Origin of the sequence: Sorangium sp. So ce367 (assembly GCF_051520455.1) — a bacterium.
Classification (GTDB): domain Bacteria; phylum Myxococcota_A; class Polyangia; order Polyangiales; family Polyangiaceae; genus Sorangium; species Sorangium cellulosum_B.
On record NZ_CP150334.1, the window covers coordinates 3802045 to 3823115 of the forward strand.

General features: G+C 71.4%; 10 protein-coding genes. 4 read left to right on the forward strand and 6 right to left on the reverse strand.

Annotated elements, in window-relative coordinates; genetic code table 11:
- Positions 1-160: 160 nt before the first annotated feature.
- The 5 genes from WME97_RS14645 to WME97_RS14665 all read right to left on the reverse strand — a co-directional run bounded on the left by WME97_RS14645 (position 161) and on the right by WME97_RS14665 (position 12950).
- Positions 161-2110 carry a metallophosphoesterase gene (locus tag WME97_RS14645; protein WP_437555390.1) on the reverse strand — a complete coding sequence of 650 codons (1950 nt, stop codon included), beginning with the start codon at positions 2108-2110 and terminating at the stop codon, positions 161-163.
- Entirely contained in the window at positions 2110-9063 is a 6954-nt protein-coding gene (locus WME97_RS14650) for a pentapeptide repeat-containing protein (RefSeq protein WP_437552517.1), read from the reverse strand. Before WME97_RS14650 ends, WME97_RS14645 begins: the two co-directional genes overlap by 1 nt.
- 106 nt (positions 9064-9169) lie before the next feature.
- Positions 9170-11443, reverse strand: a complete 2274-nt coding sequence (locus WME97_RS14655; protein ID WP_437552518.1) for a hypothetical protein — start codon at positions 11441-11443, stop codon at positions 9170-9172.
- Positions 11444-11467: 24 nt separating this feature from the next.
- Positions 11468-12127: a class I SAM-dependent methyltransferase gene (locus WME97_RS14660; protein WP_437552519.1), complete on the reverse strand. Its 660-nt coding sequence runs from the start codon at positions 12125-12127 to the stop codon at positions 11468-11470.
- On the reverse strand, positions 12120-12950 hold the full coding sequence (locus WME97_RS14665; RefSeq protein ID WP_437552520.1) for a class I SAM-dependent methyltransferase: 831 nt from the start codon (positions 12948-12950) through the stop codon (positions 12120-12122). The genes WME97_RS14660 and WME97_RS14665 overlap by 8 nt, the downstream gene beginning before the upstream one ends.
- Before the next feature lie 261 nt (positions 12951-13211).
- Here WME97_RS14665 and WME97_RS14670 point away from each other — a divergent pair, with 261 nt between their 5' ends.
- The 4 genes from WME97_RS14670 to WME97_RS14685 all read left to right on the forward strand — a co-directional run bounded on the left by WME97_RS14670 (position 13212) and on the right by WME97_RS14685 (position 19592).
- On the forward strand, positions 13212-13772 hold the full coding sequence (locus WME97_RS14670; protein WP_437552521.1) for a hypothetical protein: 561 nt from the start codon (positions 13212-13214) through the stop codon (positions 13770-13772).
- Between the two features lie 578 nt (positions 13773-14350).
- Complete coding sequence (locus tag WME97_RS14675; protein ID WP_437552522.1) at positions 14351-15757, forward strand: SGNH/GDSL hydrolase family protein; 1407 nt, start codon at positions 14351-14353, stop codon at positions 15755-15757.
- A 237-nt stretch (positions 15758-15994) separates the two neighbouring features.
- Positions 15995-17377: a sigma-54-dependent transcriptional regulator gene (locus WME97_RS14680; RefSeq protein ID WP_437552523.1), complete on the forward strand. Its 1383-nt coding sequence runs from the start codon at positions 15995-15997 to the stop codon at positions 17375-17377.
- Between the two features lie 484 nt (positions 17378-17861).
- Complete coding sequence (locus tag WME97_RS14685) at positions 17862-19592, forward strand: glycoside hydrolase family 43 protein (protein ID WP_437552524.1); 1731 nt, start codon at positions 17862-17864, stop codon at positions 19590-19592.
- Positions 19593-19824: 232 nt separating this feature from the next.
- On the opposite strand, the gene WME97_RS14690 is transcribed toward WME97_RS14685, so the two are convergent.
- Complete coding sequence (locus WME97_RS14690; protein WP_437552525.1) at positions 19825-21060, reverse strand: hypothetical protein; 1236 nt, start codon at positions 21058-21060, stop codon at positions 19825-19827.
- Between the last annotated feature and the right edge of the window lie 11 nt (positions 21061-21071).

Consider the following 21071-nt stretch of genomic DNA (forward strand, 5'->3'; position numbering starts at 1 on the left):
AGATGTAGCACTACGGCGGGAAGTCGGACGGGGAAGCGAACCGCCATGACGCCAAGGGCGCCAGGAAACCAGGGAAATGGGAGGGGAAATGCCGGAACCGCACCTCCTCTCTCCCCTTGGCGACCTTGGCGACCTTGGCGGTTTTTCTGCCGATCCGGCGCTACTTGCCCGGCGCGAACGGCCCCATCGACGCTCGCCGCGTCCAGGTCGCGCCCTCTCTCACCATGCGCCTCACGTGGATCTGATAGCCGACCTCGCCGCCCGCGCCGTCGCGCGCTATCTCGATCTCGTTGTAGCCGTTGTGCTCCTGCACCTCCCGGCTCGAGAGCGACGGCGCCGCGGCGATTCGGATCGTCCAGTCCTCGTGCCGCTCTGGCCATTGCTCCTTGCCGAACCAGCCCGTGTGGCTGTGGCCGTGGAGCACCAGGCAAAACTCCTTGTGCGCCAGCGCGTCCTTCACCTCACCGGCGTTGATCAGGCCGCCGAAGCGGGCGAGCTCGGTGGACGGCAGCGGGGACACCGGGTGATGCAGGACCGCGATCCGGATCGGCGCGTGCCACTGCGCCCTGCGCAGGCGCTGGAGATCCGCGTTGTGGACCAGGCCGGGATCGATGCGCGCCACGTGGTCGCGCAGCGCCGCGGCGCGCTCGGCGTCCGGCTCCTCCATGGCGCCTTGCCGCAGGCGGCCGATGAGCGAGAGGAGCTCGTCCCGGACCGGATCCTCCTCCTCCTGGCCGCCGAACTCCGCCGATCCGAGCAGCGCGAACTCCACCCCGAGATCCGCATACCGCGCCACCGCGAGCGCCCGCGTCGCCGGCGGCTCCTCGAGCGGCGGCCTCGCGCAGCGCGGGTGATCGCCGAACGCCCGCGCGAAAGGCGCGTGGCGCGCCTGCGTGCCGGCCTGCGCGGGCCCCGTCGCCTGCCGCCAGTCGACGTCGTGATTGCCGCCCACGAGCAGCACGTTGGGCTCGTCGGGCGGGAGGCGAGGGTGATTGGCGAGGTGCCTGGAGACCTGATCGAGCCAGAGGCGCGCCTGGGCGTACTGGGCGTCGTCGGCCCACTCGGCGACGTCGCCGGACACGACGAGGAGGTGCGGCGCGCGGCCCGCCGCGGCGAGCTCGGCGACGTGCTCGACGTAGTGATCGCAGACGCGCGGGGGGCCCAGCCCGCCCTTCATGGTGTCGCCGTGCGGGTTCCTCTCCTTCACGTCGACGCGCTCGGCGGATTTCGGGCCGAAATGGATGTCGGAGACATGGTGGATCCGCAGCGGGCACAGGTTCGCTTCGAGGATCGGATCGGCGAGCACGGGGCGCCCGTCCCGTTGCTGGACGAGGCCGCAGCGCTCGAGCAGAACGACATTCTCGTCGCGAGGCGCGGCGCCGCGCGCGATCTCGCGGAGCACGCCCCGCTGCGCGTCGGTCAGCCCGTCCTCGAACACGGCGCGGTGATAGGCGAACTCCATGCGCTCGCTGCTCACGCGCGCCGTTCGCAGGAGCGTCCATGGGGTGTTCGCCAGAGCGGGAGATTGCTCGGCGAGCTCGAAGACAAGCTCGAGCAGGAAGGGATTCCGGCGCCAGGCGGCGGGCAGGTCGGGGAGGAGCGCCCTCGACACCGCGGTGCGGGCGAGCTTGAGCGCCTCGCTGTGCGTGAGGGGATCGAGGAAGCGCATGTCCCGCGAGCAGACGAGCCCGGCGTCGCCGGAGGCCGCGCGTTCGAGCGCGATCCACTCGGCGGGGCTCATCGCCAGGAAGATCCTTGTGTTGGCCGTGTAGAGGTCGACGCACCAGCGCAGGAAGGCGCTCGCGTCGCGCGGGCTGCCGCCCTGGCCGGCGAGCTGCGGCTCATCCAGGAGGAGCGTTGTCTCCGGCGGCACGCTGGGGAGCGCCCTGCCGAACTTGCGGAGATCGAGGTAACGCACGCTCGTCTTGTCGGCGAGGCCGAGGTGGTGCTCGAGCGCCTTGAGCGTCCACGTCTTCCCGGCCCTGCGCGCGCCGACGAGCGGCCATATCACGCCGTTCACCGGCAGCGACATCAAGAGATCCAGGAGGTGGCTGTGATCGCGGACGTCGCGCTCCGGTGCGTAGGCTCTCCTCACGTCGAACGCGCGCATCACGGCTCTCTCCTTGGCTCCCTGGCCACCCGGCGAATCCAGTCGAAGAACGGCGGATCCGAAAGCCATGCGCCGAGCGCATCGCAGAGGCCGGCGTCGCAGAGGACGGCGACGTCCTCGGAAGGCAGCCTGCGCACCTCGGGCAGCGCCGCGTCGGGGGCGCCGCGGAGGGCGCCGAGCACGGCGCGCGCGCGCTGGGGCAGCTCGGCCCAGCGCGGGCGGAAGAAGGCCGCGTCGCGGTCGAGGAGGAGGCGCTGCTCGTAGAGCTCGCGGACGCCGGCGCGCTCGACCAGGGCGCGGCGCTGGCCAGCGCGGACGGCCTGGACAAGGGCGTAGCCCATGACCTGGAGATAGAACGGCCATGGGCCGCAGAGCTCGACGATCCAGCGGGCGGTGCGCTCGGCCTCGACGGCGACGTCGGGAGGAGCGGTTTCGACGAGGAAGCGGATCGCGTCCGCCTCGGGGAGCGGACCGAGGTTGATGGGGGTGACGTCGTTGCCGAACGAGGAGCCCGGGGCGGCGGCGAAGGCGTGCTCGACGATGGTGACCCAGTCCCAGTGCGAGCCGACGAGCACAACGCTGGTCCTCTCCTGGCCGACGGCGCGGAGCCAGGCGAAGACCGTGGCGTCGGCCTGGTAAAGATTGGCGACCTCGTCGAGGAGCAGGACGGCGTTGCCGGTGCTGGAGAGGCGGTCGCGGAGGGTGAACGCGGGGGTGGCGTCGGACTGGAGAGAGGGGTCGAGGAAGACGGCGAGATCGTCGGCGGTGCGAAGGGGAGAGGCGCGGCCCTCGAGAGAGCGGTGGTGGACGGCGCGGGCAGGGGAGAGGCGCGCGGCGAGGTGGTGGAGGATGGATGTCTTGCCCGAGCGGCGCGGGCCGCGGAGGACCGCGGGGCTGCGGCTGTCGATGAGGGCGAGGAGCTCCGCGAGGATGGGCGCGCGGCCGGGGAGGGCGGAAGCGTCGGTGAGGGCGGGGCCGGGGCGGAAGGGGTTGGGGAGGGCGTTGGCGGGGAGGGAGAGCGATTCGAGAGCGAGCTCGCCGATGGCAGGCGCGTGCGCGTGCGCCGGAGCGGGGGCGGTGGCTGCGGGGGCACCGGCGGCGAGCGCAGGTGCGGCGAGCGTTGGCGCAGGGGCGGCCGTCGCAGGGCCAGCGGCGGTGGGGGTGCGCGCTGGAGGGGCAGCCTTGATGACGTGCGCTTCGCCATCCCAGGGCACGCCGCCCGCGTAGCCGTGCCTGGCGAGCTCCTCGCCGAGGTTGTCGCCGCTGAGATCTCCGGAGAGCGCAGCCTTCACCTTGTCGGGGCGGTGGAGGATGTCGCGGAAGCCGGCGAGGGGAAGGTAAAGCGTGGTCGTCGCGTCGGGGTGCCGGAGGGCGAGGTGGGCGCGGTCGGGGTGGAGGTCACCGAACAAGCAGAAGCCACCGGCGGTGCGGGTGAGCGTGGCGAGGCCCGCGGACTCGAATGAGGCGAGCAGCTTGCCGTCGAAGGCGTTCCAGATCCGTACTGAATCGTCCCCGGCGCTCGCCAGGCGCTTTCCGTCAGGGCGCCAAGCAATCGCTCGGATACGGGACGAATGACCCACGAGACGAGCGAGCTCGCTTCCGGTGGCTAGGTCCCAGAGGCGCACCGTCCCGTCGTCTCCCGCGCTCGCCAGGTGCTTTCCGTCAGGGTGCCAGGCAATGGCCACGACCGCAGCTGAGTGTCCCTCGAGGCGAGCGAGCTCGTTTCCTGTGTCCGGGTCCCAGAGGCGCACCATCCTGTCGTCTCCCACGCTCGCCAGGCGCTTCCCGTCGGGATGCCAGGCCACTGCCCTGACCGAATTCGAGTGTCCCACGAGGCGAGCGAGCTCGTTTTCGGTGTCCGGGTCCCAGAGGCGCACCGTCCTGTCGTCTCCGGCGCTCGCCACGCGCTTTCCGCCGGGGTGCCAGGCCACGGCCCTGACCCGAGCCGAATGACCCACGAGGCGAGCGAGCTCGTTTCCGGTGTTCGGGTCCCAGAGGCGCACCGTGTTGTCGAATCCTGTGCTCGCCAGGCGCTTTCCGCCGGGATGCCACGCAACAGCCGTGATCGAATTCGAGTGTCCCGCGAAGCGAGCGAGCTCGTCTCTGGCGTCCGTGTCCCAGAGGTGCACCGTCCCGTCGTTTCCGGCGCTCGCCAGGCGTTTTCCGTCGGGGTGCCAGGCTACGGCCGTGACCGAATTCGAGCGTCCCACGAGGCGAGCGAGCTCGTTTCCTGTGTCCGGGTCCCAGAGATGCACCGTCCTGTCGTCTCCGGCGCTCGCCAGGCGTTTTCCGTCGGGGTGCCAGGCTACGGCCCTGACCCGAGCCGAATGACCCACGAGGCGAGCGAGCTCGTTTCCTGTGTCCGGGTCCCAGACGCGCACCGTGCTGTCGAATCCTGTGCTCACCAGGCGCTTTCCGTCGGGGTGCCAGGCCACTGCCCTGACCCGGGCCGAATGACCCACGAGGCGAGCGAGCTCGTTTCCTGTGTCCAGGTTCCAGAGGCGCACCGTCCCGTCGTTTCCGGCGCTCGCCAGGCGCTTTCCGTCGGGGTGCCAGGCCACTGCCCTGACCGAACCCGAATGACCCACGAGGCGAGCGAGCTCGTTTCCTGTGTCCGGGTCCCAGAGGCGCACCGTCCTGTCGTCTCCGGCGCTCGCCAGGCGTTTTCCGTCGGGGTGCCAGGCTACGGCCCTGACCCGAGCCGAATGACCCACGAGGCGAGCGAGCTCGTTTCCTGTGTCCGGGTCCCAGACGCGCACCGTGCTGTCGAATCCTGTGCTCACCAGGCGCTTTCCGTCGGGGTGCCAGGCCATGGCCCTGACCGGAGCCGAATGACCCACGAGGCGAGCGAGTTCGTTTCCTGTGTCCAGGTTCCAGAGGCGCACCGTCCCGTCGTTTCCGGCGCTCGCCAGGCGCTTTCCGTCGGGATGCCAGGCCACGGTCCTGATCCGAGCCGAATGACCCACCAGGCGAGCGAGCTTGTTGCCGGCGCCCAGGTCCCAGAGGCGCACCGTCCTGTCGTCTCCGGCGCTCGCCAGGCGCTTTCCGTCGGGGTGCCAGGCCACGGCCCTGACCGAACCCGAATGACCCACGAGGCAAGCGAGCTCGTTTCCGGTGTCCGGGTCCCAGAGACGCACCGTTCCGTCGTTTCCGGCGCTCGCGAGGCGCTTGCCGTCAGGCGCCCAGGCGATCGCATGGATGTCTGCGGTGTGTCCCGAGACAAGCTCCGCCCGCACCTGCGGCGGCACCGGAGCAAGGCTCTGTCCGCGCCCGAGGAGCTCGTTCTCTCCCGCAACCAGCCATGCGCTCACGTCCGCGCCCTCGGCTCGCGCGCCCCTCCAGATGCATCCTGTCCAGGTCGACTGCCTGAAGACCGCGCCGGTGAGCTCCGCCGCCTCGACCACGGCACCGTTCGCCTCGGCCTGGGTGAAGTTTGCGCGATACGCGATCACGCGCCGCAGAATCGTTCCGTCGAGCTTCGCGCCCGACAGCGTGGCTCCGCTCAGCACGGTGCTCGTCAGATCCGCTCTGGAGAGATCGGCGCCCGCGAGGTCCGCGCCCTCTAGCTTCGCGCCGGTGAGGCGCGCCCCGCGAAGATCCTCACCGGCGAGCTGCGCCCCGCGGAGATCTGCGCCGCCCGGGATCCAGTCCGCCGCATCGCCTGCCCATCGAGAAAGGCCGAGCAGCAGCCGGAGAGCGTTCTCGGCGGCCTCACCGGGTCGCTTGACCGGCCGCCGATGCTCCGCCAGGAACGACTGAGCCGCGCGGACCCCGTTCGCTCGCCTCGGCTCCCCGTCAGCCCTCAGGATCTCTCCGACGAATGCCGCGACCTCCTGGGTGATAGGCCTTGTCCGGAGCGCCTCCTCCGGCCGCTCAGGCAGCGTCGCGACCAGCGCGCGGGCGAGGAAGTACTCGAGGAACGACTTGTGCGCGAAGCGATACCCGTCCTCGCCCTCGTGGACGAAGAACGCTCCTCCCTGGATCTCCAGGAACGCCGCCCCCGGCGGCATGCCCTCGGGCAGGAGCGGGAAGAGGCGAGCGCGGACCGAGCTCTGGAGCTCCTGCCACGTGCAGGTCGCCTTTCCAGACCGCCAGAGCTGCTCGGCCAGCGCCTCTGCGAACTCCTTCTTCTGCTCGTCGGTAAAGCACTCCGGGTCGTCCTTCCGCGTGTTGTCGAGCCATCGCTTCAGGTACGCCTCGTAGAGGTCCGCCCGGCCGACGTGCGCGCCGGGAGAGAGGTCGTCCAGCGTGGCCAGCACCATCCCGAGCAGCAGCGGCCGGTGCACCAGGTCCTTGAGATCGTAGATCCCGGCGATGCGCGAGAGCGCCCCCGCTGCGCCGCCCTCGCCGCGGATCTGCCGCACGAGATCGCGCACGTGATCGTCGGTGAACGGCTGGACCACGACGCGCCGGATCCCCGCCGGCGCGCCGAGCGCCTGCGAGAGCGCGCTCTCGGTCGTCGTCGTGAGGTGCGCCTGGCTCGGGAAGTAGTTGTCCCGCGAGGAGACGATCACCTTGCCTCCTCCGGCCGCGATCTCGAGCAGCCCGGAGAGCCGGCCCGCGAGCTCCGCGGCCTCGAGGCGGGTCGCCATCTCGTCGAAGCCGTCGAAGCAGGGGACGAGCAGGCGATGCCGGGTGAGGAGGCGCACGGCGGCGCGGTTCTCGGGGGCATCCTCGAGCCCGGCTGCCTGGAGCAGGAGCTGCTCTGCGCTCGCCGATGGGGACGCGCCGGCGAGGTTCACGAGGAGCGGCAGCGGCGTCGCCCCGGATTCCCAGCGCCTGTCGGCCCACACGGCGAGCGCGGTGGATTTCCCCAGCCCGAACTCGCCGAGGACGAGGGCCGTCGGCTCGCCCGACGACAGCCATGCGTCGAGGGCGCCGAGCATGGGTGTGGGCTCCCCGCCGTCGACACGGGCGTCGGGCTCCACGAACCTGCCGTCGACCTCGCGCAGCCGCTGGTCGCGAAGCGCAGCGATCACGGCGCGCGCGCCGCCGAAGCGGGGCAAGAGGGCCGCGATCCGGTCCCGTCGCACGTCCGGCGGGACCGCGTCGCAGGCGGCGCCCGCAAGCCCGGTCTCGGCGAGCGCGGCGAGCAGTCCCTCCGAGCGACCACCGAGGGATCCCTCGCCACCGTCGGTCCACAGGACCCACCCGCCGTCTCGGGAAGATGCGATCAGGATCGCGGGCGGAACACTCTGGCTCTCGGACGAGACACCAACGGTCGCGATACGCTGTCTCCCCTCCGCTATAGCGAGCAGGCGAAGGTCCTCTGCCGCATTGATCTGATACTCGGAGAACCGCCTGACGTGCCCGTGCTCGTCCAGCTCCTCGACGGGCCGCCGCGCTTCAGCGTCATCCGCTGCCGCGCGCCGGAGGCGATCCTTGACGATCTCTATCAGGTCGGCGGGCCGCCTCTGAAACGCGAGGATCCACCCCCCGACCCGCTTCGTCCCGAGCGCCGCCGGGTCGAGCCCTCCCGGCAGCACCACCCGCACCTCCGGCGCCGGCTTCTCGTCCTGCCTGCCCTCGTCGATCTCGCGCGGGCCGCGCACCGCCTGCGCCACGGCCCCGAGCGCCGCCGCGCCGTCGCTCGTCCACTCGCCGGCCCCCCGCGTCGCGTCCGCCGCCTTCCGGAGCCGCGCCTCCACCTCGGCGAACCCGGCCTCCCGCGCCTCTCGCTGTGCCATCCACCCGAACACCACGTCGGCGGCCGCGCCGGCCATCGCCGCCCGCAGCGCATCGAGCGGCAGCACCTCCGCCGGGACCACCACCTCCCGCGTGAACTGCCGTAGCTGCTCGACGCTCGTCACCCTGTCGAGCTCGCCGTACAGCCGCCTGAGCCGCCTCCCCCGCGCCGCGGCCCCGGAGAGCGCGCCCGCGTTCAGCAGCACGTCGCGCGCCTGCTCGAGCTGGACGACGACCGCCTCCAGCGCGTCGTCGTCGTCGCGCGCGAGCAGCTCCCGCGCCTCGTCGAGCCACCGCGCATACGCCTCCCCGGCCGGATGCCCGCGGTACACGAACGTCGCCTCGGCGACCGGCACCACCGGCCTCGGTGCCTCGTATCGCGTCGACCTCCCGGCCCGCTCGTACCCGAGGTCGACGTCGGCGACGATCACCCCTTCGTCGCCCGGATCGAGGTACCCGGCGCGATCCGGAAACCGCTTCAGATCATGCGCTTGCCCCTCGTCGACGTAGACCGACGTGCCGCCGCCCTCCGCGCCGTCGCAATAGAGCACCGGCCGCCCGTACCGGCGCGCCTCCTCCCAGGCCTTGCCGGCGAACTCCGGCAGCGTGTGGTGCGGGGTCAGGCTCGGGACGGCGAGGAACCGACAGGCTCCGAGGCGCTCCGCCACGAGCTTCCGGTGCGGCTCTCCCTCTCGAAACAGAAAGTCGAGACAGACCAGCACACCCATGGGCCCTGGCATGCCGTCGGGCATCTCGAGGGGCGCCCAGGTCGCGCCAGGCCGCATCGAGCTCCGCTCCGGGATCGCCGGGCTCAGCTTCGCCTGCAGGCCGAGCAGCCTGCCGCCGTGGAGCACCGGACACACCGACTGTCCGACCGTGGGGAGCGCGGCCGCACCGAGCCGCTCGTACACCCCGGATCGCCGCGCTGCCCGGTCGAACGTGTGCGTCCCGGCCACGACGACCATATCGCCCGCGGCCTCGGCGACGCCCTCGAGGATCTCCCACGGGACACTGTACTCGGGGAGCACCGCGATCCTGGCGCCGTACTGCCGGCACGCGGCGAGCACCGCCCTTATCCGCGCGAGGAGCTGCGCGTCGTACGCCTCCCGGACGCGCCGGCGGAGCGCGTCCAGCTTCGGCTTGATCGCCTCCGGCACCTCGCCCCGCGAGGGAAGCAACGAGTCCGACGCTCCCTTCGGATCGAAGAGCGGATCCTCGAGCGGCGATCGTCGATCCACGACGATCGCCGGATGATAGGCGAGCTGCACGACGGCAACCCGCGTGTATGTCGACCCCTCTGCCGCCTTCTGCACTCGTTCGCTCCCCGCTGCCCGGCGCGTCTGCTTTTATCATTGCTCCGACGGAGCCATCCAGTCACCGGCGCTCGGTGACTGGGAGCCGGCCACGGCGAAAGATCGGCCGCCGGAGCCGCGGCGCCCCCAGCGCGAGCGCGGCCCCGCACGCGAGCGCGAGCCCCTGCAGGTAAAACCGCGGCAGCGCCACCACCGCCTCCAGGTGGTGCTTGCCGGGCCCGACGCGCACCGCGAAGAAGCCCGGGGCGACGCGCCTCGGGGCCAGCTCGACGCCGCCGTCCCGCACGCGCCAGCCGCTGTACGCCGTGGCGCGGAAGACCACGTCGACCGGCGCCTCGGCGTCGACGATCGCCTCGTACGCGCCCGGCTCGCGCGGCGCCTCGCGCACGCTGGCGCGGGCCGCGTCGCAGCCGTCGTCGGCCACGGCCACGCGCTCCAGCGGGCCGCGGGCCGCCTCCAGCGCCACGAGCTCGCCGGGCGTGTCGAGCACGGTGCGCGGCTGCTCCAGGTGCTCGAAGAGCGCCGCGAGCAGATCCGCCTCTCGCCCGCGCCACACCTCGCGCACGCACCCGAGCCCCACGTAGTCCGTGCCGCCCACCCGCCGAGACAGCTCGACCTCGCCGCGCCTGTCCATGAGCGCCCACGCCTCGGGCGGCCCCGGCCGCTGCGTGGTCAGGTGGATGAGCGTGCGGATGCCGAGCGCCTCCGCGCGCGCGGCGCTCCCGGGGCGCTCGGGCGCCACCTTGAGGAAGGCCGCCGCGTGAACGCCCACATGCGCGCCCGCGCCGGTCGAGACGGCCATCGGGACCGCGCGACGGAGATCGGCGGCGTGCATCATGGAGCAGGTCGCGAACTCGTCCTCGACGGCGTAGCTCGCGCGGCCGTGCGGCGCCTCGGCGAGCCAGCGGGCGATGAGCTCGGGATCGAAGCCCTCGGCGGGCGGCGGGCAGCGGCGCGACGCGACGAGCGCAGCCTGCTTCTCTGCAAGGACGTGGAGATCGGCCGCGCGGGCGGGGATCTCGAGGGCCGCGACGAGCGCGAGCGCGGCCGGCAGGACGGCGGCGAGCGCGGCCGGCAGGAGCCCGGCGAGCGCGGAGCGCGAGCGGCCCGCGCCCCGCGCTGCCAGCGCGGCGCCGATGCGCGCGAGCGCCGCCGCCGCGAGGTCGAGCGCGCTGAGGATGGCTGCGGCCGCGACGAGCGGCAGGAGGGCGAGGGCGCGCATCGGCTGGAACAGCGAGAGCATCGCGCGGCCGAGCGGGCCTGCGCCGGCGATCCAGCCGCCGCTCATCGACAGGAGCAGCGCGACCGCCGACGCCGCGAGGACGGCCCGCGACGCGGGGGCCCGGAGGCGCGTCGCGTGCAGGAAGCAGGCGGCGATCCACGCGGAGCCGATCACCGGGGCGTGCGCGTGGTCGAGCAGGTCGCCATCGAGCATCCACGGCAGCACGCGCTCGGGCCCGAAGCCGATGTGCCGCCAGCCGAGGCCGGCGGGCCAGCCGAAGGGCGCGGCCATCGACGCGATGCCGGGGCCGTAGAGCGCGGCCGCGACAAGGCCGCCGCCGGCGAGCGAGCGGAGCACGCGGGCGCACAGCCGCCGATCCCACGCGGCGATCGCGGCCGCGCCGAGGACGGCGGCGCTCACCGTGAAGACCTGCGGGTGCGTCGCCGCGCAGGCGGCGGCGAGCGCCGGTCCGAGCTCGAAGCGGGCGGGGCGGATCACCGCGGCGGCCCACGCGATGACGAGGGGGATGACCAGGATCTGCGAGAGCAGCCCGAGGAGGAAGAACGACGTCCACCCGCCGGCGAACTGCACGTACGGAGCGACCCACGCGAGCGCCACCGCGCCGGCGGCGGCCGACGCGGGCCGCGCGCCGACCGCGCGGGCCGCGGCGAGGACGACCAGCGGGGCCCCGACGAAGGCGGCGAAGCCGAGCCCCTTCACCGCGACCACCGGCGCGACGCCGAGGCGGATCAGCGCCGCCACGAGCAGCCAGCCGACCGGCGGGTAGTGCAGCGCGACCGGGAAGCCGCCGTTGTTCGTGGCGATCCACCCGTGCGGCAGGCCGCTCGTCGCGATGTCGTACGCGATGGCGAGGTGCGAGATCGTGTCCTTCGACAGCGCGGCGCCGGGCCCGGCGAGCGCGGGCGCGTCGCGCAGCGCGGGCAGGAGCGCCACCGCCACCGCCGCGGCGGCGGCGAGCCAGGCGAGGCGCGGCGCGGGCCCGGGCGCGACGGGTACGGCCGGCGCGGGCGCGGTGGGCCCGGCGGCCGCGCCGGCGCGGAGCTCGGCCAGCCGGAGGACGAGGACGCCGAGCGCGAGCAGGAGGTGGAGCATCAGCGGAGCTCGCCGTCGCCCGGGTCAGCCCGGGGCGCGTTGCCAGGTGCCGAGGAGCGACCAGCCGGTGAGCGTGCGCCGCACCGACACGAGCCGCATCCGCTCCCCGACGTCGAGCGCCGCCAGGCTGCGCTCGTCGAACTTGCTCGGGTGGATGTGCTTTCGCGAGAAGCCGTCGCGGCGCGCGATCCACTCGAGCAACGTGGCCTCGAGGAGCGGCAGCGTCGACAGGCGGCCGTAGTTCGGGGTCGTGAGCAGCAGCGCGCCGCCCGGCGCGACGCGCGCCGAGAGCCCGCGCGCCCAGCGCGACGGATCGAGGGTGTGCTCGACGACCTCCTTCGCGAGCACGACGTCGAACGGCCCGTCGAACCCGCCGCCCGTCGGGAGCTCGTAGGGCCCCGGACAGACGGCGAAGCGCTCCGCGCGCGCCGGGTAGAGGCGCCGGCACGCCTCGATGGCGCGCGCGTCGAGATCGCAGCCGTAGAGCTCGGTCGCGGGGGGCGCGCCGGGGATCTCCCCTTCGAGGCCGCAGCCGACGAGGAGCACGCGCGGGCGCGGGCCGCGCGCGGCGATGGCGCGGGCGAGGGGGCGGGTGAGCGCGCCGTGGTAGAGCGACCACGGGAACCGCTCGCGGCGGCGGTGGTTCGAGAAGTAGTCGCCGGGCGGCGCCGCCGTTTCAGCCATCGGGCCTCGCCTGCGCCACGAGCAGGTACTCGGCGGCCGCGTCGCCGCCCGGGGCGAGGCGCCCGAGCGCGTTGACCACGGCGCGCGCCACGTCGACGGTGAGCGGGCGGAGCGCTGGCATGGCGATCCAGCGGCCGGTGAGCTTGCGCATCACGTAGCCGAGCAAGCTCGGGTACAGCATGAAATCGAACGCCCACGAGGTCGGCCGGCCCGCGATGGGGCGCGTCTCCACGAGGTCGAAGCCCGCGCGCGCGAGGTGATCGCGCCAGCCCGCCTCGTCGTAGAGGTGGACGTGCGAGAACACCCGGTCGAGCGCGTCGCCGTACGCCCGCGAGAGGCCGACCAGGCCCACGGAGCGGAGCGCCTCGGGCAGGGCGAGCTGGTACGTCCAGTCGGGCGTGGGCACGATGAGCACGAACCGCGCCCCGGGCCTGAGCGCGCGCCGGATGTTCACGAGGGCGCCGTGGAGATCGGGCACGTGCTCGAGGCTGCAGTTGGCGATGGCGCTGCCGAAGAACCCCTCGGGCAGGTGGACGTTGACGATGTTGCCGCAGATGAGCGTGCGGTACGACGCGGTCCGCTGCGCGCGCTGCACCTCGGTCGGGTTGATGTCGATGCCCCACGCCTGCTTGTCCGGGTAGGCGAGGCGCGCGAACAGGCCGTCGCCGCAGCCGACGTCGAGCAGCGGCTCCGGCAGGTCGAGCTCGCGCACGGCGCGCAGCCGCACGCACTCGCGGATGGCGAGCGCCGCGGGCGCGAAGGCGTAGTAGGCAGAGAAGTCGTCCGCGTCGAGCGGCCACTCTCGGTCCACGGGAGCGCGCATCACGCGTCGAGGCGCAACGAGCGCCGGTGCGCGCGGACCGCTTCGGTCGGGTGTGGCTCATCGGGGGACTCGACGATGGCTTTGAGCGCTCCGGGATCGAGGTGCGGCAGGGACATGCGCCGCATCCTACCATCGGACACCGCCGGCACCGGCACGCCGGTCGCCATCAAGACGCCGACGAGCTGCCTGGTTGGGTGGCGTACGGCCGCCTTGCAGCGAAGAACGCGCGTCGATAGCCTGGCACGCATGTGGTTGCGTGTGATGGCGGCGATGTCGATGGCCGGCTGTGCGTCGAGCGGGCAGACATACGCGTACGTCATCGAGTCGACCGACGCCGGCCTCGTCGTGGAGGCCAAAGGGATCTTCTTCGCCACGGAGAAGGACACGATCGCCAAGGCGCACGAGAGAGCCCGCGAGGCCTGTCCGGAGGGCTATACCGTGCTGTCCTCCAACGAGGGAACGGGCATGAGGACGGAGCGCGGCATCGTATTCCGGCTCCGCTTCCGGTGCGGTCGGGAACCGGTCGCGCGATCCGTTGACCCTCCCTGGTTCTGCGGCCGACAGTCTCAGGAGTGCTTCTCTTCGAGCGACGGGTGCCAGCTGAGACTCCGCGAGCGGTGCGAATCCCTACCACTCGACTGCCACGACTCGTGCGCATCGCAGGACGTCGCGGTGTGCTACGACGTGAGCGACCTCAGTAGCGGCGTTCGGGTAGCCACGCGGTGCAGCAGCGACCAGGGCATCTGCGAGCGCCGAAGGTTCGACGAGTTCAATCACGGAGCGGTGCTTGCCCGGGTGAGCGAGTGCATGGAGCGCCGCTGACCCGTCGACCCAGCCGGCGCCCAGCCGGCGCGAATGCCATCGCAGCCGGTCCCGCGACGCGGTGCTCTTGCGACCTGCTCGGCGGTGGGCGCCGGCCTGGCCGGAGGGCCGCCCGCGCGACCCACGGCGGCCTCGGGCCGTGCCTCGAAGCGCCCCTACGACGCGTTGCGCCGGGTGTTACCGAACGTAACGCGAGCGCATCGAAGCGTTACCGAACGTAACGCCACGTGGCCGGACGGCGCGCCCCGGGCGTCCTCCCGGCGATGAACCGAGTAGTAGTTCGACCCCTCGTGTGACACACTCGATGGCGCGTGTGAGGGACATGGCATCAGCCCGCGCTCTCCCGCGCGCCTCCGGACATCGACGGTGGGCAGCGCAGCCATCCAGATGAGCTCTTCGATCGATCGGGGCTCGATCCGGGCGACGCTGCGCGCACGAGCGAACCGGCGCGCTATCGGCTGAGATCAAAAAATTCGAAAGTTCGAATGCGCTGAAGGAGCTGCTGGTCGGCAGGGGCGGTGCGCCGAGGGGCAATTCGAACGATCGCGAACACAGCAATCTTTCGAGCGTCGAGGACCATGCGAAGAATACTTTGTGCTCTTCTGTTTTTGGCTGTCGCCGGCTGCGGCGATGACACGGACACCACGACATCCAGCAGCACGTCGAGCTCGTCGTCCAGCTCGAGCAGCGCGGCGAGCTCCGGCGGGGGTGATGCCTCCGGCGGCGGCGGCGCTGGCGGCGGCGACACCGGCGGGGGCGACACCGGCGGGGGCGGCGCTGGCGCCACCGGCGGCGGCGGGGCCACGGGCGGTGGCGGCGATGGCGGCGGTGGTGGCGCCGGCGGCGCGGCGGAGGCGCACTGGGTCGGGACGTGGACGACCGGCCCGCAGCTGACCGAGCCCAACAACAACCCGCCCGCGCCGGGCCTGGCCAACAACACGCTGCGCCAGGTGATCTATACGTCGATCGGCGGCAAGGGCGTGCGGCTGCTGCTCTCGAACGAGTATGGCGACGGGCCGGTGACCATGGAGTCGGTCCACATCGCGGAGTCGACGACCGCCGACGGCATCAACGTGGCCACCGACCATGCCCTGAAGTTCGCGGGGGCCGATGCGGTGACCATCGCGGTGGGCAAGACGGTCTTCTCCGATCCGATCGAGTACACCATCAAGCCCAACACCAAGATGGCGGTGACCATCAAGTTCGGCGCCGTGCCGGCCGGGATCACCGGGCACCCCGGCTCGCGGACCAACTCGTATATCCAGACCGGCAACGGGGTCTCGGCGGCGAACCTGACCTCCCCTGTGTCCACCCCTCACTGGTACTACATCACGGGCCTCGACGTCGATGCGGCTCCCGAGGCGGCGGCGGTCGTCATCCTGGGGGATTCGATCACCGATGGCCGCGGCTCGGACACGGACGGGAACACCCGCTGGCCGGACTTCCTGTCTCGCCGGCTGCGGTCCAATCAGGGGACCCAGCAGGTCGCCGTGCTGAACCTCGGCATCGGCGGGGGCAACGTGCTCACCGGCGGGCTCGGGCCGACCGCCAAGGCCCGCTTCCAGCGTGACGTCCTGGACCAGCGCGGCGCGAAATGGCTGATCACGTTCATCGGCGTGAACGACATCGGCACCGACAGCCAGCCGCCCGTCGCCGAGAACCTGATCGCGGCCTATGGCGAGTTCATCACCAAGGCGAAGGAGAAAGGGATGCTCGTTTATGGAGCGCCCATCACGCCGCTCGGCACCGGGTACTTCTCCGCAGCCCGCGAGACGACCCGCCAGACGGTCAACACCTGGATCCGCATGAGCGGCAAGTTCGACAAGGTCATCGATTTCGAGCCGGCGGTCGTCGACCCCAGCGATCCTACCAAGCTGAAGGCTGACCTCGACTACCAGGATGACGGGCTGCACTTCAACCCGACCGGCCTGGAGGCGCTGGCGAACGCCATCGACCTCTTGCTGTTCGTCCCCCAACCCAAGTAGAGCGGACGTCGCTCGCGGGGGGCCCGATCGGGCGCGCGGGGCTCCGAGCTGCCGCGCGCCCGGCGAAGACCACCCGCTCCCCCGGCGGAGAATGCGCCTCGGTCCTTGCATGGCGCTGCGATCAGTAATTTGGACAACTGAGTCGCCAGCCTTGACGCGTTGCGCTATGCGTCCTCACGTATTCAGCCGCACCGGTCCTGAGTAGCCTTGTCCCATGCGCGGGCTCGAGGTGGCGCCGTGAGCCGGATCCTGCTGGTCGAGGACGAGGTCGTCATCCGGACGGAGCTCCGGCGGCTGCTCGTCCGTCACGGGCACGACGTCATCGAGGCGGGGTCGGTCGAGGATGCCTCGGCGGATCACGATCTGCGCGCGTTCGATCTGGTGCTGGCCGACGTGCGTCTGCCGGGCGCGCCGGGCACCGCGCTCGTCGGGCAGTGCGGCGGCGCGCCGGTCGTGCTCATGACGAGCTACGCCACGGTGAAGGCGGCCGTGGACGCCGTGAAGCGCGGCGCTGCGGATTACCTGTCGAAGCCGTTCGATCATGCCGAGCTCGTCGCCCTCCTCGACCATCACCTCCCCGGCACGACGTCGCGGAGCGCGCTCCCCGACGTCGCGCCGTCCGCGCCGTCCGCGCCGCCCGTGCCGCCTACGTCCGAGGACGACGAGCTCGATGGCATGGTCGGCGGCTCTGCGGCCATGCGCGAGGTGTTCGCGCGGGTGCGCAAGGTCGCCCCGAGCGAGGCGACGCTGCTCGTCCTCGGCGAGAGCGGCACGGGCAAGGAGACGCTCGCCCGCGCCGTGCACCGGTTGAGCCCGCGCCGGCAGCTGGCGTTCGTCCCGGTCCACTGCGCGGCCATCCCCGAGGGGCAGATCGAGGGGGAGCTCTTCGGATACGAGCGCGGCGCCGTCCCCGGCGCGATCTCCGCGCGCGCGGGGCTCTGCGAGGCCGCGGAGGGCGGGACGCTGCTGCTCGACGAGATCGCCGAGCTACCGCCGAAGGTCCAGGCGCGGCTCCTCCGCTTCCTCCAGACGGGCGAGGTGCGGCGCGTGGGCGCGACCCGCGCCCGGCGCGTCGACGTGCGCCTCATCGCGGCGACGCGCCGAGATCTCGTGGCGATGGTGCGCGACGGATCGTTCATGAGCGACCTCTACTTCCGGCTGCGGGTCCTCGAGATCCGCCTCCCGCCGCTGCGCGAGCGGCCGGGCGATGCGGTGCGCCTCGCGGAGTCGCTGCTCCGGAGGCGCGCGTGGGCGATGGGCCGCGCGCCGCTCACGCTGACGCCGGAGGCGCGCGCCGCCATCGCGGCGGCCCCGTGGCCGGGCAACATCCGGGAGCTGGAGAACGCCGTTCACCGCGCGATGGTGCTCGCCGATGCGAGCGAGATCGGGCTGGAGCTGCTCGGGCTCGACGCGCCCCCTCAACCGCCTTCGCCCGCGCCTCTCGCGGACGCGCACGAGGGAGAGCCCCCGTCCGACTCTCTCGAGGGTTACTTCCGCCGCTTCGTCCTCGAGCACCAGCACGAGCTGACGGAGACCGAGATCGCCCGCCGCCTCGGGATCAGCCGCAAGGCGCTGTGGGAGCGGCGGCAGCGGCTCGGGATCCCCCGGCCGCGCTCCTGAGCCTCCGTCGACGGCGGCGTGCCCTCGTCAATTTTTGTTTGACTCGTCGAATGTGAACGTTCACAATTGACTCAGGCACGCTCGGGCAGGGCGGTGACCTGACAACGCCTCCCCTGGGTTTGCTCTTCGCGGAAATTTGAACAGGGAGGCGGGGAGACGGGGAGATCGGTGGAATTTTACTCCCCGTCTCCCTGCCTCCCTGTGAATTTTCCCGAGAGATTCGGGCGAATGCTTCTGGACGGCGACCGCGCGACCACGCCGGGTCGTCGCGATCGAGGAGCAGCGTCGCCTCGACGCGTTCGTTTTTTTTTCTTTTTCTGACAGCCGCGCGCCGCGCGCTCTCGCTGACACCTCTTATCAGGCCATCACCATGCACCTTCCTTCCCGAACTACCAACACCCGCTCTCTCAACCGACGCGCAGGCGGTACGGCGTCTGCTGTCTGTCTCCTCGCTCTCGTCGCAAGTTGTAGCGGGGAGTCGCAGGTGGGCGACGGTGATGGCGGCGGCGGCGCCACGGGCGCGACGACCGGCCCTGGAACGGGCGTTTCGAGCAGCAGCGCCTCGGGCGGGAGCGACGGGCAAACGACGAGCGGCGGTTCGACGAGCGCCAGCGGAAGCTCCGCCGCGTCCGGGGGCGCTGACCCCGGCACCGGCGGTGGTGACGGCGGCGACGGCGGCGACGGCGGCGGCGCCCCCGCCGTCTGCCCCGAGACCTACTCCAATCCTCTCATCTGGCAAGACCTCCCCGATCTGGAGGTCATTCGCGTGGGCGACACCTACTACTACACGGCGTCCACGTTCCACCATTCGCCTGGAGCGCCCCTGCTCCGCTCCTACGATCTCGTCCACTGGGAATACGTCTCCCACTCCGTTCCGCTGCTCGACGTCGACCCGTCGTACGACCTGGGCCGGGATAGATCCTATGTGAACGGCATCTGGGCCTCCACGCTCCAGTACCGGGAGAGCAACAAGACCTTCTACTGGATGGGCTGCATGCACAACAAGGGCGGCGGCTGGGTCTTCACGGCCAAGTCCCCCGAAGGTCCGTGGGAGAAGCACAAGGGCGGCTGCTACTACGACATGGGGCTGTTGATCGACGACGACGACACCATGTACGTGGCCTACGGAAACAACACGATCAGCGTGGCGCAGCTGAGCGCAGACGGCTTCAGCCAGGTCAAGAATCAGGTCGTGTTCCAGACGCCGGGCAACATCTCCGGACCGCTGGAGGGCTCTCGCATCATCAAGAAGGATGGGGACTACTACATCTTCACCACGCAGTACGCGAACGGTGAGTATGTGCTGCGCTCGACGAGCGGGCCCTTTGGTCCCTACGAGCTGCGGCCCTTCGCGGTCAAGCTGCCCTACGCCGGCGCTCCGGGCTCCGGCGGCGCCCCGCACCAGGGCGGCGTCGTCCAGACGCAGAACGGCGACTGGTACTACCTCGGGTTCAACGACTCGTACCCGGCTGGCCGCATCCCGGTGATGGCCCCGATGACCTGGAAGGACGGCTGGCCCTCGCTCACCCTGGTGGACGGCAAATGGGGAGGTACGTACCCCTTCCCGAACCTGCCTTGCGGATCGAACCGGGTGAAGCCGCCCGTGACCAAGGACACCTTCGCGGGGGCGACCCTGCGCCCCGAGTGGGAGTGGAACCACAACCCCGACAGCACCAAGTGGTCGTCCGGGGCCGGGCTGACCCTGCAGACGGCGACGGTGACCGACGATCTGTACGCCGCTCGAAACACGCTGACGCGCCGTATCGAAGGACCCGTCTCGATCGCGACGATCGAGCTCGACTATAGCAAGATGCAGAACGGCGACGTCGCCGGCCTCGCTGCCCTGCGCGACATGTCGGCGTGGATCGGTGTCAAGAAGACCAGCGCGGCGACGCGCGTCGTGATGACCAATGGGGTCAACATGAACACCTCCTGGGCCACGACAGGCAAGGGCACCGAGGTGGCCGGCGCCGACGTGTCCGGCGGCAAGATCTGGCTGCGCGTGGAGGCCAACGTCCGCACGGACAACGGCGGAGCGCAAGCGCGCTTCTCCTACAGCACGGACGGCGCCCGGTTCACCAACCTGGGCAACACGCTCGGCATGAACAAGAACTGGCAGTACTTCCTCGGTTACCGGTTCGGCATCTTCAACTACGCCACGCAGTCCCTGGGCGGCTCGGTGAACGTCGCGTCCTTCGAGGTAACCAAGCCGTAAGATGCGAGCCGGTCGCCTGCATGGTCATCGGCGTGGCCGAGAGCGAGAGCCCCACGGGCCCGCTCGAGGGCGCGCTGGCGCGCCCGCCGGCTCGTGCACCGTACGGGGTGGCATCGAGCCGGCGGCGTTCTTCGATGACGATGGAGAGGCGTGCCTTGACGGGCGGTTGGCTCCCACGGGCCGCTCCTGCGCAGGGACGAGCGGGTCGTGGGGGAGGCGGGGCGGGGCGAGTCTACTTCTTCGTCGGCGCGGGCGCGCCGCTCTGGATCCACTGGCGGAGGGACGCGAGCTCGGCGCTCGTCACGCTCGGCTTGCCGTCCGCGGCCTGCGGCATGACGCCCGTCTGGCAGGTGCCGCCGGCGGAAGGCCTGCATCCGGCGCTCCCGGCCGTCCCTGCGACCTTGAGGTAGAGCCAGCTCTGGTCCGGGTTCCCCGGGACCACGAGCTTGAACTGCCCACCGCCCTTGGCGGTCTTGTTGACGAGGCCCGCGACGATGTCCGTCGAGCTGATGTCGCCGCCGAGCGACAGACCTGCCGCGGGACCGGTCGACGGCGCAGCGTGGCAACCGCTGCACTTGTGGATCGCGCTCTCGAAGATCGGACGGATTGTGTCTTGGAACACGCCGGACTCCTCGGGCAGGGGGTTCCCCGGATCCGGATCCGGCTTCAGGTCAGGATTGATGACCTGAGCGATCGCGTCCATCTCGTAACACTGGGCGGCCACCGCGTCTTTCAGCTTCTGGTCGGTGGGCGACATGCCCTTGGCGACACGGTACTTCTCCCAGACGTTGTCGATCCAGCCGTGCAGCTTCCAGAACATGTAGTTGTCGATGTTCGTGAACTGGTTGCCGAGGCCGTGATCGGTGTTCTGGGGGCGCACCCACTTGAAGTGGAGATCCCCGTGAAGGCCGCTGGCCTGCAGGCTGGTGCCGGGGATGGCCTGGCCGGCGAAGCACTGGAGCCACATACCGAGCGAGCCCTCGTCCGGGAAGCGGCTCAGGTTCTCCGGCTTGTCGATCTCGTCGCCGATCTTCGCGTTGGCGAGCGTCGTGGCGCTCCAGGGCCTGAAGTCCGATCTCCACTGCTGGGGCAGCTCCTCCGCCGTCGTGGGGAACTTCTTGAAGCCCTCGAACTGCTCCGTGTGCTTCGGCCAGAGCTGCTTCAGCGACTGGATCATGTGCCGGTGCATGGCGAGGAACTGGTAGCCGTCGCCCGTCGTCTTGCACTCCTGGTCCGACGGGACCGGGACCGCCGACTTGCAGATATTGACCCTGCTCATCCCGCCGAGCCCACCTCCATTGCAGCGCCGGATGCTGTGCCACTCGAAGTGGGCGGCTTGCCATTCGTTCTCCTCCATCCAGGCGATGACTTCCGGCTGAACCGTGAGATCGATCTGGTTGTTCTTCACGAACTCCGCCGAGCCGTCCTTCATCGTCGCGTCGCTGGGATGGGGATCGTAACCATCCACGCAATGATCCT